General features: G+C 72.1%; 16 protein-coding genes. 5 read left to right on the top strand and 11 right to left on the bottom strand.

Going from position 1 to position 14082, the window contains the following annotated elements:
• The 10 genes from cysD to MB828_RS22185 all read right to left on the bottom strand — a co-directional run.
• A partial coding sequence (cysD, locus tag MB828_RS22225; RefSeq protein ID WP_301649721.1) for a sulfate adenylyltransferase subunit CysD occupies positions 1-643 on the bottom strand: 643 nt, incomplete at its 3' end.
• Complete coding sequence (gene cysC / locus MB828_RS22220; RefSeq protein WP_301649720.1) at positions 640-1176, bottom strand: adenylyl-sulfate kinase; 537 nt, start codon at positions 1174-1176, stop codon at positions 640-642. The genes cysD and cysC, both read right to left, overlap by 4 nt.
• Before the next feature lie 38 nt (positions 1177-1214).
• Positions 1215-1925 (bottom strand): phosphoadenylyl-sulfate reductase, encoded by a 711-nt coding sequence (locus tag MB828_RS22215; RefSeq protein ID WP_301649719.1) that lies wholly within the window; start codon positions 1923-1925, stop codon positions 1215-1217.
• On the bottom strand, positions 1922-2110 hold the full coding sequence (locus MB828_RS22210) for a hypothetical protein (RefSeq protein ID WP_301649718.1): 189 nt from the start codon (positions 2108-2110) through the stop codon (positions 1922-1924). The genes MB828_RS22215 and MB828_RS22210 overlap by 4 nt, the downstream gene beginning before the upstream one ends.
• The gene (locus MB828_RS22205) at positions 2107-3804 is read right to left on the bottom strand and encodes a nitrite/sulfite reductase (protein WP_301649717.1); all 1698 of its coding nucleotides are present in this window, start codon (positions 3802-3804) and stop codon (positions 2107-2109) included. The genes MB828_RS22210 and MB828_RS22205 overlap by 4 nt, the downstream gene beginning before the upstream one ends.
• A 126-nt stretch (positions 3805-3930) precedes the next feature.
• Positions 3931-4014, bottom strand: a complete 84-nt coding sequence (locus MB828_RS46915) for a putative leader peptide (protein ID WP_430381414.1) — start codon at positions 4012-4014, stop codon at positions 3931-3933.
• 109 nt (positions 4015-4123) lie between these two features.
• Positions 4124-4711: a GNAT family N-acetyltransferase gene (locus MB828_RS22200; RefSeq protein ID WP_301649716.1), complete on the bottom strand. Its 588-nt coding sequence runs from the start codon at positions 4709-4711 to the stop codon at positions 4124-4126.
• A gap of 43 nt (positions 4712-4754) precedes the next feature.
• Positions 4755-6089: a hypothetical protein gene (locus tag MB828_RS22195; protein ID WP_301649715.1), complete on the bottom strand. Its 1335-nt coding sequence runs from the start codon at positions 6087-6089 to the stop codon at positions 4755-4757.
• Between the two features lie 185 nt (positions 6090-6274).
• Positions 6275-7552: a GAF domain-containing protein gene (locus tag MB828_RS22190; protein ID WP_301649714.1), complete on the bottom strand. Its 1278-nt coding sequence runs from the start codon at positions 7550-7552 to the stop codon at positions 6275-6277.
• Positions 7553-7857: 305 nt separating this feature from the next.
• Positions 7858-9492, bottom strand: a complete 1635-nt coding sequence (locus MB828_RS22185) for an acyl-CoA dehydrogenase family protein (protein WP_301649713.1) — start codon at positions 9490-9492, stop codon at positions 7858-7860.
• A 172-nt stretch (positions 9493-9664) separates the two neighbouring features.
• Here MB828_RS22185 and MB828_RS22180 point away from each other — a divergent pair, with 172 nt between their 5' ends.
• Together MB828_RS22180 and MB828_RS22175 are read left to right on the top strand one after the other, a co-directional pair.
• Positions 9665-10810 carry a YihY/virulence factor BrkB family protein gene (locus tag MB828_RS22180; protein WP_133026485.1) on the top strand — a complete coding sequence of 382 codons (1146 nt, stop codon included), beginning with the start codon at positions 9665-9667 and terminating at the stop codon, positions 10808-10810.
• A gap of 112 nt (positions 10811-10922) precedes the next feature.
• Positions 10923-11594: a helix-turn-helix transcriptional regulator gene (locus MB828_RS22175; RefSeq protein WP_301649712.1), complete on the top strand. Its 672-nt coding sequence runs from the start codon at positions 10923-10925 to the stop codon at positions 11592-11594.
• Here the strand turns inward: MB828_RS22175 and MB828_RS22170 are convergent.
• The gene (locus MB828_RS22170; protein WP_301649711.1) at positions 11583-11978 is read right to left on the bottom strand and encodes a VOC family protein; all 396 of its coding nucleotides are present in this window, start codon (positions 11976-11978) and stop codon (positions 11583-11585) included. The two genes, MB828_RS22175 and MB828_RS22170, sit on opposite strands and share 12 nt — an antisense overlap.
• Before the next feature lie 118 nt (positions 11979-12096).
• Here MB828_RS22170 and MB828_RS22165 point away from each other — a divergent pair, with 118 nt between their 5' ends.
• From MB828_RS22165 to MB828_RS22155, 3 genes are all read left to right on the top strand, one after another.
• On the top strand, positions 12097-12642 hold the full coding sequence (locus MB828_RS22165; protein ID WP_301649710.1) for a membrane lipoprotein: 546 nt from the start codon (positions 12097-12099) through the stop codon (positions 12640-12642).
• Positions 12643-12868: 226 nt separating this feature from the next.
• Positions 12869-13741, top strand: coding sequence for an isocitrate lyase/PEP mutase family protein (locus MB828_RS22160; RefSeq protein ID WP_133026481.1), 873 nt, complete (start codon positions 12869-12871; stop codon positions 13739-13741).
• Positions 13738-13992, top strand: coding sequence for a hypothetical protein (locus MB828_RS22155; RefSeq protein WP_301649709.1), 255 nt, complete (start codon positions 13738-13740; stop codon positions 13990-13992). Before MB828_RS22160 ends, MB828_RS22155 begins: the two co-directional genes overlap by 4 nt.
• Positions 13993-14082: the final 90 nt, after the last annotated feature.

The following is a 14082-nucleotide window of genomic DNA, read 5'->3' as shown; positions in this document are numbered from 1 at the left end:
GCTCGATGCCCTCGCGGGCGATGTACTGCCAGACGTCCAGCTCGGTCCAGTTGGACAGCGGGAAGACGCGGACGTGTTCGCCGGGGGCGTGCCGGCCGTTGTAGAGGTTCCACAGCTCGGGGCGCTGGCGGCGCGGGTCCCACTGGGAGAACTCGTCGCGCAGTGAGAACACCCGTTCCTTGGCGCGGGCCTTCTCCTCGTCGCGGCGGCCGCCGCCGAACACGGCGTCGAAGCGCTCGCTCTGGATCTTCTCGGTGAGCGGCAGTGTCTGGAGGGGGTTGCGGGTGCCGTCGGGGCGCTCGCGCAGCACTCCCCGGTCGATGTAGTCCTGCACGGAGGCCACGTGCAGCCGCAGCCCGTGCCGCTCGACGGTGCGGTCGCGGTACTCCAGGACCTCGGGGAAGTTGTGCCCGGTGTCCACGTGCAGCAGGGAGAAGGGGACCGCCGCCGGCGCGAACGCCTTCAGCGCCAGGTGCAGCATCAGGATCGAGTCCTTGCCGCCGGAGAACAGGATCACCGGCCGCTCGAACTCGCCCGCCACCTCACGGAAGATGTGGACCGCCTCGGACTCCAGCGCGTCCAGATGGGAGAGGGCGTACGGGGTGTCCGTGCCCTCCCCGTGGGTCGCCACGGTCGTCGTCATGCCAGTCCCCTCTCGCTGAGCAGCGCGTGCACGGACGCCGCGGACTCCCGCACGGTCTGGTGCTGCGACTCGATCCGCAGATCGGGCGTCTCGGGCTGCTCGTACGGGTCGTCGACACCGGTCAGCCCGGTCAGCTCACCGGCTGCCTGCTTGGCGTACAGCCCCTTCACGTCCCGCTCGCTGCACACCTCGACCGGGGTCGCCACATGCACCTCGACGTACGCGGTGCCGTTCTCCGCGTGCCGCTTGCGCACCGCGTCCCGGCTGTCCGCGTAGGGGGCGATCACCGGGACCAGGGCCTTGACGCCGTTGCGGGCCAGGAGTTCGGCGACGAAGCCGATGCGCTGCACGTTGGTGTGCCGGTCCTCGCGGGTGAAACCGAGGCCCGCCGAGATGAACTCGCGGATCTCGTCGCCGTCGAGCACCTCGACGAGGTGGCCCTCCGCGCGCAGCCGGCCCGCCAGCTCGTACGCGATGGTGGTCTTGCCGGCGCTCGGCAGACCCGTGAGCCAGACGGTGGCTCCGGTCGTCACGTGCAACTCCTCCGTGTTCGCCTCAAGGGCATTCGCGGTCATCCGTGCAGTCCGCACTCGGTCTTGGCCCGGCCCGCCCAGCGGCCGGCGCGCGCGTCCTCGCCCTCCAGCACCCGGCGGGTGCAGGGGGCGCAGCCGACGGAGGCGTAGCCGTCCATCAGCAGGGGGTTGGTCAGCACGCCGTGCTCGGCGACGTAGGCGTCCACGTCGTCCTGGGTCCAGCGGGCGATCGGCGAGATCTTGACCTTCTGCCGCTTCTCGTCCCAGCCGACGACCGGTGTGTTCGCCCGGGTGGGGGACTCGTCGCGGCGCAGCCCGGTCGCCCAGGCCGCGTACTTCGTCAGGCCCTGCTCCAGCGGCTGGACCTTGCGGAGTTTGCAGCACAGGTCGGGGTCGCGGTCGTGCAGCTTCGGACCGTACTCCGCGTCCTGCTCGGCGACCGTCTGACGGGGGGTGAGCGTGATGACGTTGACGTCCATCACGGCCTCCACCGCGTCCCGGGTGCCGATGGTCTCCGGGAAGTGGTAGCCGGTGTCGAGGAAGACGACGTCCACACCCTTCTGGACGCGCGACGCCAGATGGGCCACCACCGCGTCCTCCATGGAGGAGGTCACGCAGAAGCCCTTGCCGAAGGTGTCCACCGCCCACTGGAGGATCTCCAGGGCGGAGGCGTCTTCCAGATCGCGCCCGGCCTGCTCGGCCAGCGCCTTCAACTCGTCGGTCGTGCGGTCTTCCTGAGCCGTGGTCATATCTGTTCCCCTCCAGCTTCGGAGTGCTTCAGCCCCCGGGCGAGCAGCCCGAGGAACTTCAGCTGGAATGCACGGTTGCAGGCCGCGCATTCCCAGGCACCGTGGCTGCCTTGCAGGGCTTCACTCGGACGCAGGTCCTCGTCGCCGCAGTAGGGGCAGTAGAACGGGGCGGCCCGCTCGCTCACGACAGGGCCTCCTCACTGGCGCGGGACGCCCAGGCGGCGAACCGCTCGCCGTCCGCGCGCTCCGCCTGGAAACGCCTGAGCACCCGCTCGACGTAGTCCGGCAGTTCCTCCGAGGTCACCTTGAGACCGCGGACCTTGCGGCCGAAACCGGCCTCCAGGCCCAGCGCGCCGCCCAGGTGCACCTGGTAGCCCTCGACCTGCTCGCCCTGGTCGTTGAGGACCAGCTGGCCCTTGAGACCGATGTCCGCCACCTGGATACGGGCGCAGGCGTTCGGGCAGCCGTTCAGGTTGATGGTGAGCGGCTCCTCGAAGTCCGGCAGGCGGCGCTCCAGCTCGTCGATGAGGGCGCTGCCGCGCTGCTTGGTCTCGACGATGGCGAGCTTGCAGTACTCGATGCCGGTGCAGGCCATGGTGCCGCGCCGGAACGAGGACGGCTTGGCGGTCAGGTCCAGCGCCTCCAGCGCCTCGACCAGCGACTCGACCTGGTCCTCGGTGACATCGAGGACGATCATCTTCTGTTCGACGGTGGTGCGCACCCGGCCCGAGCCGTGCGCCTCGGCGAGATCCGCGATCTTCGCCAGGGTGGTGCCGTCCACCCGGCCGACGCGCGGGGCGAACCCGACGTAGAAGTTGCCGTCCTGCTGCCGGTGCACACCGACGTGGTCGCGCCAGCGGGACACGGGCTCGGCGGGCGCGGGGCCGTCGACGAGCGCGCGCTTGAGGTACTCGTCCTGGAGCACCTGGCGGAACTTCTCCGGGCCCCAGTCGGCGACCAGGAACTTCAGGCGGGCGCGGGTGCGCAGCCGCCGGTAGCCGTAGTCCCGGAAGATGCCCACCACGCCGGCCCAGACGTCCGGGACCTCGTCCAGCGGCACCCAGGCGCCGAGCCGGACGCCGATCTTCGGGTTGGTGGACAGGCCGCCGCCGACCCACAGGTCGAAGCCGGGGCCGTGCTCGGGGTGCTCGACACCGACGAACGCCACGTCGTTGATCTCGTGCACGACGTCGAGGAGCGGGGAGCCGGAGATCGCCGTCTTGAACTTGCGGGGCAGGTTGGAGAACTCCTTGCTGCCGATGTACCGCTCGTGGATCTCGTCGATGGCCCAGCTGCCGTCGATGATCTCGTCCTCGGCGATGCCGGCGACCGGCGAGCCGATCACCACCCGGGGGCAGTCGCCGCACGCCTCGGTGGTGGACAGGCCGACCGCCTCAAGGCGGTTCCAGATCTCGGGAACGTCCTCGATCCGGATCCAGTGCAGCTGGATGTTCTGCCGGTCGGTGATGTCCGCGCTGCCCCGGGCGAACTCCTGCGAGATCTCGCCGATGACCCGCAGCTGCTGGGTGGTGAGCCTGCCGCCGTCGATCCGCACCCGCAGCATGAAGTACTTGTCGTCCAGCTCCTCCGGCTCCAGGATCGCGGTCTTGCCGCCGTCGATCCCGGGCTTGCGCTGGGTGTACAGGCCCCACCAGCGCATCCGGCCGCGCAGGTCGTTGGGGTCGATCGAGTCGAAACCGCGCTTGGAGTAGATCGTCTCAATGCGTGTCCGCACATTGAGACCGTCGTCGTCCTTCTTGAACTGTTCGTTGCCGTTGAGCGGGGTGTGGTGACCCATAGCCCACTGCCCCTCGCCGCGGTGACGGCTCACCTTGCGGCGGGGCGCGGAGGCGGCAGGGTTCTGTGGGGTGGCGGCCATGGTTGATACGTCCTTCGGGACAGGCGGGAAGCGGCTCTGACCTGCGCGTACGGGCGCACGGGGAGGCCTGCGCGACACTGCGCAGGCCCGGGTGTCTGGACAGGCGGGGGCGGCGGTGCTGTGCTCTCAGCCCGCCGGACAGATGGCGCTGGACATGCGGCCGAGGTCGACGTACCGCCGACTCACCAAGGCGATCCCAGTTCCAGACATGACGGAAGCGTGTCACGCGGATCTCTGGGCAGTCCACCATCGTCCGTGATTCGGACGAATCTATTCTGAATAGTGAGACGCGGTGGTCTGCGTCACGCCCCGACCGCGTTTACCGGCGGATGTCCGCGTGCGCCCCCGGCCACGGCCCGGGTGCCGGGACGTCCGGTTCCTCCTCGACCTTCGTGTCGAAGAGTACGAAGCCGCGGCGCTGGTAGTTCGCCATCGCGTGCTCGCCGTCCAGACTGCAGGTGTGCACCCACACCCGCTTCGTCGGCGGCCGGCCCGCCCAGCGCTGCGCCAGGTCCCAGGCCCGGGCAGTGCCGTACGAGAGCAGGTGGCCGCCGATCCGGCGGCCCCGGAACGCCGGGAGCAGGCCGAAGTAGAGGATCTCCACGACGGCGTCCGCCTGCGCCTCCAGTTCCACGTAGCCCGCCGGGGTGCCGCGCTCGTAGGCCACCCAGGTCTCCACGCCGGGCCGCTCCAGGTGCTCCCGCCAGCGGGCGTGGTCCCAGTCCAGCCGGTCGGTCCAGCGGATGTCACCGCCGACCGAGGCGTACAGGAAGCGGCTGAACTCGGGGGAGGGGACCTCGGAGCGCACGATCCTGACCTCGTCCCCCTCGGGGGCGGCGGCCGGCAGGAGGTCGGCGGCGGAGGTCTGCTCCAGGGACCAGGTGGTCACGACGATGCTGCTGCTCATGGGGCCAGGCAATCATCCCGGCCCCGGACGTGTCGATGTCCGGCTAGCCGAGCGACGCGTCCATCGAGCGCAGGGGTGTCGAGAACAGCATGCGGTCGCTGACCGACCAGACCTCGCCGGTGTCGGGGGCGTAGGACAGGGAGCCGGTGCCCGCGGCCCAGCAGCGGTGCGAGGAGTCCGAGCCGCAGCGGCTGCCGTGCGCGCCGTCGGTGTCCTGGCGCCACAGGCTGCCGTGCCCGTCCATGGCGCCGGGGAGGTGGCCGACGTACCACTCGGAGCCGGTCGCGCCGGGCGGGCGGTACGACAGGACGCCCCGGATCTCGGAGGCCCCCGTCCAGTACGCCTCGACCGCGTCCGCCCGGCCGGCGGCGTCGGTGGCGAGCAGCCCGTCCCGCTCGGGGTTCTCGTCGAAGGCGTACCGCCACAGCCGGGCCCGGTGCTTGCTGTCCGCGGCCGTCCACTCGCCGAGGACCAGGCTGTCCGGGGCCGTCCCCCGGTCCACGGAGAGTGCGCTCGGACAGGGCGCGCCGCTCTCGGAGCAGGCCCCGGCGGTGAAGCGGTACGAGGCCACGGCGGGCATCGCGTACCGGAAGCCGTCGGCCGACCAGCCGCCCCGGACCCGCCCGACCGCGTCCGTCAGGACCGAGGTCCGCAGGATGCGGTTCAGGTCGTAGACGTAGAGCGCGTCGGCACTGCCCAGGGTGGTGGTGACCAGCAGCTTGTCCTCGTACCAGGCCATGCCGGAGATCTGCGAGGACAGGCCCCGGTAGGTGCTGCCGTCGGTGCTGGGCACGGTCAGCAGGACCCAGGCGTAGGAGGGGTGGGCCGGGTCGTTCGCGTCCACCACGGCGATCCGGGCCAGCCCCCGGGAGGCGGCGGGGCCGGCGGTCGTGGAGTGTGTCCAGCCGGCCAGGACGACGCGGTTGGCGCCCCACAGGCCGTCGTCGTCCGCCTCGGAGGAGGTGGTCACCGAGGCCGGCTTCCAGTCGTCGGTGAGGGTGTCGGTGGGGTCCCAGCAGTACGCCTCGTCGGCCGCCGGGGTGACGGGCAGCGAGTCCCGGTCGTCGGAGTCGCAGTCCGCCGCCTCGCGCAGGGTGTGGTCGGCGTTCTCCAGCACGTCGGCGATGCCGACCGTGCCGCCCGTCGCCGAGGCGAGGCGGTCCAGGGAGCGCTGCGGCACGAGGTGTTCCCGGAGCCGGAGCCGCGCGGTGTCGGTGGTGGAGGTCAGGGGCTTCAGCGCGCCGGGGTCCTCGGCGACCGTGGCCTGCGAGGCGCTGACGATCGTGGCGGTCGCGGTGAGCGCGAGCGCGGTCCCGGCCAGGGCGGCGCGCAGTGCCGCGCCCCGCCTGCGTCGCCGGTGTCTGCCGCGATGCTTCATGTCTCCTCCCGAGGCGGGCCAACTGCGCCTGATGATCCGTACGTTGACCGAGGAGCAGGTGGGGAGGCCCGTACCGGGATGCTACGGCAGCCGGGGCCGTCGTATCTCGAAGACCCCGCAAATATGCGGAAGATACCTCCGTGGATGCCCCGGATGCGCCGAATGCGCCCCCAGGACGAGGGTATTCACCTCGACCGCCGGCCCGGGGCCCTGCCCTCCGTCACCGCCGGGGCGGTCGAGCACGGCAGCAGGTCCCGTGGGTCGTCGGGGAACCGCACCTCGATCTCCGCGTCCTCACGGAAGCGGTACGGCCGGTGTTCGAGAAGTGCCCCCAGATAGCGCCGGACCCGGGACATCTCCGCGCGGACGGTCACGGTCCGTGAGGCGTCCCCGAACACGTCCTCGGCCAGCCCCGCCGCGCTGCGCCCGTCGCGCCGTACCGCCAGCAGGTACAGCAACTCCGCGTGCCGTGGACTCAGTTCACGGGACCAGGAGCCCGCGCCGCCGCCCACCGTCACCGAGGGGCGGCGCGGCCGGCTCAGGTCGAGCACCAGCCGGCCGCCACCCACCGGCGCGGGCTCGTCCACCGTCCGCAGCAGCCAGCCCCCGGCCAGCGGCTCCACCGAGCACAGCCCGAGCGCGGGCAGCCAGCGGCGCCCCGGCGACAGGGACTTGGGCAGGGTGAGGCGCCGTGGACACGGCATCCCGGTGACCGCCGCCGTCCAGCCGTCGGCGTCCACCACCAGTGCCCGGCCGGCCAGCCGGGCCAGCACCGGGGCCGCGACCGCCCGCAGCCGCTCCAGCGCGTCCAGGTGCAGCTCCCGCAGCCGGGCCTCCGCGAGCTTCGCCACCGAGTTCACCCAGGCCAGGGTCGCCGGATGCATGGTCTCCAGCGGGCCGCTGACGTCCACCACGCCGAGCAGCGTGCCGTCCCTGGGGTCGGTGATGGGGGCGCCCGAACAGGTCCAGGAGGCGTGCGAGCGCACGAAGTGCTCCGCGGCGAACACCTGCACGGGCCGGCGCACCACCGCGGGCGTGCCGACGCCGTTGGTGCCGACGACGTCTTCGCGCCAGTCGGCGCCGAGTTCGAAGCCCAGCCCGTCCGCCTTGCGCAGCACCGGCGGGGAACCCTCACGCCACAGCACCCGGCCGTCGGCGTCCGCCACCACCATGATGTGCTGGGCGACGTCCGCGACCGAAAGCAACCCCTCGCGCAGTACCGGCAGCACGTCCCTGAGCGGTGACTCCTCACGTCTGCGCCGGACTTCGTCGGCTGACAAAAGCCCCGAACGGAAGTCGTGGTCGGGGTCGACGCCGCTGCGCAGCATCCGCCCCCAGGACTGCTCGATCACCGGCCGGGGTGCGATCCGCCCACGGTGTCCGGCGAGTCTGGCCTCGCGTACCTCGCGCAGTAGCCGAGCCGCCTGTGCCGCGTCCTTCGCGGCGAGTCGCGCCACGTCCATCGGCGGGTTCCCCACTGAGGTCCTCCCGGACAGTCCTCGGAAAAGGCATGGAAGAGTCTTGTCAAGCCGTCCGGGCGGCGGTTTCCGGTCCGACTGTGCGTCTCATACTGCCGTTCTCCGGCGCCGGAGGCACACAGTCCGCACACAGACACCGATATGTTGCAACCCCTTGCAACCCTGGTGAACGAACCGGGGGTGGCCGAAACTTGAGCCGACGCCACGGCGTCGCCGGCCTGACATGGGCCGAAGTGGTGGGGGTGGTGCCGTGTCGGCGCAGCACCACCCCCAACCCTCGCCGGGCGCTCTCAGCAGGCGCGGGCCCGCTCCACCACGGCCGCCAGGTCCAGGCTCGGCGGCAGGGTGCCGAAGGTGGAACCCCAGTCGTGGCCCAGCCTCGACGCGCAGAAGGCGTCCGCCACCTCCGACGGCGCGAACCGGACCAGCAACGAGCCCTGGAGGACCGTCGCCAGGCGCTCCACCAGCCGCCGTGCCCGGCTCTCCATGCCCTCCAGATCCGCCAGTTCCGAGAACAGGTCCTTGACCGCGCGGTCCAGGCGGTGGTCGGCCCCGTGGGCCCGGCCGAGCTCGCCGAGACAGGCGTCCAGCGAGGCCGGTTCGCGTTGCAGGGCCCGCAGGACGTCCAGCGCCTGGACGTTGCCCGCCCCCTCCCAGACCGAGTTGAGCGGCGACTCGCGCACCAGACGGGGCAGCCCCGACTCCTCGACGTAACCGTTGCCGCCCAGGCACTCGGCGGCCTCCACCGTCAGCGGCGCGCAGCGCTTCGTCACCCAGTACTTCGCCGTCGGCAGCGCCAGCCGCAGCAGGGCCTGTTCGGCCTCGCCCCCGTCGTCGTAGGCGGCGGCCAGCCGCAGTGCCAGCGCGGTCGCGGCCTCCGACTCGATCGCGAGGTCGGCCAGTACGTTGCGCATCAGCGGCTTGTCGGCCAGCTTCCCGCCGAACGCCTCGCGGTACGTGCAGTGGTGCACGGCCTGCGCCACCGCCTGGCGCATCAGCCCCGCCGAGCCCAGCACGCAGTCCAGCCGGGTCGCGGCGACCATCTCGATGATGGTCCGCACCCCGCGTCCCTCCTCGCCCACCCGCCGCGCCCAGGTGCCGTCGAACTCGACCTCGGCCGAGGCGTTGGACCGGTTGCCGAGCTTGTCCTTGAGCCGCTGGAGCAGGAAGACGTTCCGGGTGCCGTCCGCGAGGACGCGGGGGACGAGGAAACAGGTGAGTCCGGCCGGCGCCTGGGCCAGCACCAGGAAGCCGTCCGACATCGGCGCCGAGCAGAACCACTTGTGCCCGGTCAGGGTGTACGTCCCGGATTCCGCGAGCGGGACGGCCGCGGTCGTGTTCGCCCGTACGTCGCTGCCGCCCTGCTTCTCCGTCATGCCCATGCCGAACAGGGCGCCGGCCTTCTGGCCGGCCGGCCGCAGCTCCCGGTCGTAGATCACCGACGTCAGCAGCGGCTCCCACGCGGCGGCCAGCTCCGGATCGGTGCGCAGCACGGGCACCGCCGCGTTCGTCATCGACAGCGGACAGCAGTTGCCGGCCTCGACCTGGGTCCACACCAGGAACGCGGCGGCCCGCCGGACATGCCCGGACGGCCGTACGAAACCGGTGGTCAGGCCGGCGCCGACGCCCTTGCCGAGCATCCGGTGCCAGGCCGGATGGAACTCGACCTCGTCGACCCGGTGACCGTAGCGGTCGTGGGTGCGCAGCCGCGGCGGGTGCTCGTTCGCCTGCGCACCCCACTCCTGGACCTGCGCCGAACCGGCCGAGGCACCGATCCCCGACAGCTCGGAGCGCACCTCGTCGAGCAGCTCCGGTGCGGTGTGCCGCTCGACGGCCTCGACCAGCGCGTGATCGGCGGTGAACAGGTCGTACCCGACCAGCGGGGGCGGCTGGTTGGTCACGGTGTGGGTGGTGGTGCCTGCCATGTCTGCGAACCTACCCGGGCCGACGGCGGTGGTCTCCAGCGTGACACAACGACTTCCCCGGTCGCGCCGGAAGATCCCGGTCCGGCCCGTACGATCCCCGGCCCGGTCCGGAAGGGCCCGGTCAGGACCCCGGAGGATGAGTGGCGGCCCGGACGGCGGATACCGTTAGGACGTGCAGCCAGCAAGCGATACCCCCGAGCGGCCCTCCGGCCGGCTCCACCGGGCCAGAGCCCTCTACCGGAACGTCTCCAAGCGCAGGACGGCCTGGCTGCTGGTCAAGGACACCGTCAATTCCTGCATGGAGTACCGCATCCTCGGGCTGGCCGCCGAGGCCGCCTTCTTCACCCTGCTGTCCGTGCCGCCGCTGCTGCTCAGCCTCATCGGACTGCTCGGTTACGTCGACGACTGGACCGGCGCCGACACCATCGCCAGCCTGGAGCACAACCTCCTGGAGGCCTCCCACACGGTCCTGTCCGACAAGGGCGTCAAGGAGATCGCCGAGCCGATCCTGCACGACGTGATGCGCGGCGGCCGCCCCGACGTCATCTCCATCGGCTTCCTGTTCGCCCTGTGGTCCGGCTCCCGTGCGGTGAACGTCTTCATAGACACCATCACCGTGATGTACGGCCTCGACGGCGTCCGGGGCATCGTGAAGACCCGGATCGTCTCCTTCCTGCTCTTCGTCGCCGCGCTGCTGATCGGCTCGGTCGCGCTGCCGCTGATGGTGGCCGGGCCGGACGCGGTGGTGCGGATCGTGCCCTGGTCGGAGACGCTCGTACAGGTCCTGTACTGGCCGGTCGTGATCGTGCTCTCCATCGTCTTCCTGACCACGCTGTACCACGTCTCCGTGCCGGTCCGCTCCCCATGGATCGAGGACGTGCCCGGCGCCCTGGTCGCCCTCGGCATGTGGGTCCTCGGCAGCTTCCTGCTGCGCATCTACCTCACCAACACCATCGAGGGCGCGACGATCTACGGCTCGCTCGCCGCGTCCGTCGCCGTGCTGCTGTGGATCGGCGTGTCGGCCTTCGCGGTGCTGGTCGGCGCCGCCGTGAACGCCGCGATCGACCGGGTCTGGCCGGCCGCCGCCACGGCCGCGGCCCGCGCCGCCAACGAACGGCTGCGGGAGGCCCAGGTCGCCGAGTACGTCGCCCGCGCGACGGCGGTGGCCCGCGAGGGCGGCGCGGACGATCCCGACGACCCCGACATGCCGTCGGAGTTCCCGGAGCGGTGGTCGCGGTTCCTGCCGCCCGAGGACGTCACGGCGCGGTTGCGCGCGCACGTGAAGAGCAGCCACCCGCCGCACAAGCGGGAGGGGTGAGCGCCGGCGCGGTCCCGCCGCGGGGGACCGCGCCGTGAGCGGGCCGCGGGCTCGGTGGGGGCTGGGCGCGCAGTTCCCCGCGCCCCTTCGGGGCGCGTCTACGCTGAGGTCTGTGTACAGGGAACGGGCGTCTCGGCTCCGTGGTGCGGTCGTCTGGGTGAACACCCCGGACGAGGGCGGCGTGGGCCGGGTGCTGCCCGACGGGTGCATGGACCTGCTGTGGAACGAGGGGCGGCTGCTCGTCGCCGGGCCGGACACCCGCGCCCACGTCCCGGAGGGGGCCGTCGGCGCATGGGCGGGGCTTCGCTTCGCTCCCGGGGCCGCGCCCGCCTTTCTCGGGCTGCCGGCGTACGAACTGCTCGACCGGCGCGTCGAGCTGGCCGAGCTCTGGCCGGCCTCGGACGTGCGCAGGCTGCGGGACCGGGTCGCCCGCGCCGCCGATCCCGGCCGCGCGCTGGAGGAGATCGCCCTCGACGGCGCGGCGCCCGCCGACCCGTTGCTCGGGCGGCTCGTCGAAGCGCTGGACGCGGGGCGGCCGGTGGCCGCGGTCGCCGACGAACTCGGCATCAGCGTCCGCCAGTTGCACCGCCGCAGTCGGACGGCCTTCGGTTACGGGCCCAAGACGCTGGCGCGGGTGCTGCGGCTCCAGCGGGCCCTCGCGCTGGCCAGGGCCGGGGTGCCACTCGCCGAGACGGCGGTCCGGGCCGGGTACGCGGATCAGCCCCATCTCTCCCGCGAGGTGCGGGAGCTGGCGGGGGTGGCGCTGAGCGGGCTAGCGCGCTAGCGGGGCGAACAGGTCGACACCGTTGCCGTCGGGGTCGTGCACCGTGGCGTACCGCTGGCCCCAGAAGGCGTCCCACGGCTTGAGCTCGCCGTGGTAACCGGCTCCGAACAGGTCCTCGTACACCGCGTCCACCTCGGCGGGTGAGCCGCAGCGGAAGGCGAGTCCCACCCGGCCGCCCCCCGAGGGCGGTTGCCAGGCCGGGTGGAAGGAACGGACGGTGTCCTCCGTGTCCAGGGCGAGCGTGAGACCGCCCGGCAACTCGGCCTCGACATGGGGCTGTTCCTCGGCTCCGGACGGGAAGTCCAGGCCGAGACGGCGGTAGAAGGCGAGGGACGCGGCCAGGTCGGAGACGACCAGACCGAGCACGGCGAATCGTGGAGTCATGCCGTCACCGTAGGCGGCGGCCACCGAGCCGGTCTTGAACGAATCGGACACCCGGACGGGCAGCCAGGCGGACGGAAAACCCCGTGTCTGTGGAACACCTGTGCGGCACGATGGGCGCATGATCCGTGCCGTGCGCGCTCTGCCGCCCCTGCTGCTCGCCGTCGCCCTGCTCGCCGGCTGCGGCTCCGAGAAGGCCGGCTCCGGCGGCTCGGGACCGCCCGCCGATCCGTCCGAACTCACCGCCAGGGCCCAGGCGCTGGGCATGGCCCCCGAGCTGATCTACGTCACCAGGGCGCCCGGGTTCACGCTCGCCCAGCAGTCCGTCGGCGTGCAGGGCGACGACGGCTTCTCCGCCGCCTACGTGGACAGCTCCGGTGCCGTCATCCACCTCTACACCGACCGGCCGGACCGTGCCGGGCACCACCGCCACGAGGTGGTGAAGAAGGGCTGCGTGGTGTGGCTGGAGGGCGAGGGACAGGTCCCCGCGGCCGCCCTGGACAAGGCCCTGCACGCGGTCCACCGGCCCTCCGCGGGCGAACTCGACGCCCTGCTGCCGACCCCCGACCCGGCCTTCACCGACGGCGTCCCGGTGCAGCGCGGCGACCTGCCGACCAACGGGGACGGCGGCCCCCCGGACAACAGTGTGCCGACGCCGGGCCTCTGAGCCGCCGGGGCGGCCGGTCCGGCCCACCCGAACGGGGGTGCCGCTGGGCCGCACGGCCCGCCAGTGACGTTTCTCCGGTGAACCGGATCCGCCATTGGGGTGAGTAAAGCTCGCGCACGGAGATGGTCACGTGCGTATCTAGAGATGCTCTCGTCTTGGCAAAGGGCGTTGAGACGTGGCGGCCGCTCGAGCCGCCGCGCCACCCACCCACAGGAGGAGCCGGACCTTGACTTACGGGAAGAAGCTGCGCGAACAGATCGCCGGGCCGGGGACCACCCCGCTGATCGGCGTGTACGACATGTACTCGGCGTCGATCGCCGCCAAGCACTACGACGGGATGTTCGTCTCCGGCTTCGGCTTCGCCGCCTCGTACTACGGCCTGCCGGACATCGGATTCATCGCCTGGCCCGACATGGTGGCCTTCGTCCAGCGGCTGCGGGGCGCGTTCCCGCACCACCACCTGCTCGTCGACATCGACGACGGCTACGTCGACCCCGAGGTCGCCTGCCACGTCGTGGAGGGCCTGGAGCGGATCGGCGCCTCCGGGGTGATCCTGGAGGACCAGAAGCGGCCCCGCCGCTGCGGGCACGCCGACGGCAAGCAGGTGCTGCCGCTGGAGGAGTACCTGGAGAAGCTGGAGCGGGTCCTGGAGACCCGTAAGGACCTGGTCGTCGTGGCCCGCACGGACGCCACCGACGAGCACGACATCCTGCACCGCGCGGAGCGGCTCGCCGCCACCGACGCCGACGTGATCCTCGTCGACGGGGTGCGCAGCGAGGAGTGGATCCGCCGCATCCGCAAGGTCGTCGGCGACAAACCGCTGCTCTTCAACCAGATCGCCGGCGGCAAGTCGCCCCGGCTCTCGCTGACCGAACTGGACGAACTCGGCGTCGACGTGGCGATCTACTCCACGCCGTGTCTGTTCGCCGCGCACGAGGCGATGGACTCGGCGCTCACCGACCTCAGGGCGGCCGACGGCCGGCTGCCCCAGGTGGCCCCGGACGGCGGGGTCGGCGTCAAGGTGTCCACGACGCTCCTGGAACGCAACATCGCTCGTGAGCGGCTCGACGCACCGGAACCCCAGGGCGTGGGCGTGTGACGGCCGCGCGGCCGGGGCTGCGGACGGCTGCGGTGGTCGCCGTCGTCCTGCTGGCCGGAGCCGCGGCCCCGGCGCACGCGGGCGACAGCCTGATCACGGTGATCGACAACTCGCACGCGGACTCCATCCTGGAGGTGGACCGCACGGCGAACGTCCAGACCGGCCGGGGCACGGCAGGCAGCGACCACGACGGCAGCGCCGTGGACGCCATCCAGGCGCTGCTCGGCGAACCCGTCTCGCACGACGACTGAACACCGCACCCCGCACTCCGCACGACGACTGAACCGCGCACCGCACTTCGCACGGAGACTGAACACCGCACCCCGCAGGGCGGCCGGACC

It is taken from the genome of Streptomyces arenae (genome assembly GCF_022343545.1).
GTDB classification, from domain to species: domain Bacteria; phylum Actinomycetota; class Actinomycetes; order Streptomycetales; family Streptomycetaceae; genus Streptomyces; species Streptomyces humi.
This window is presented reverse-complemented; position numbering and strand designations above follow the sequence as displayed.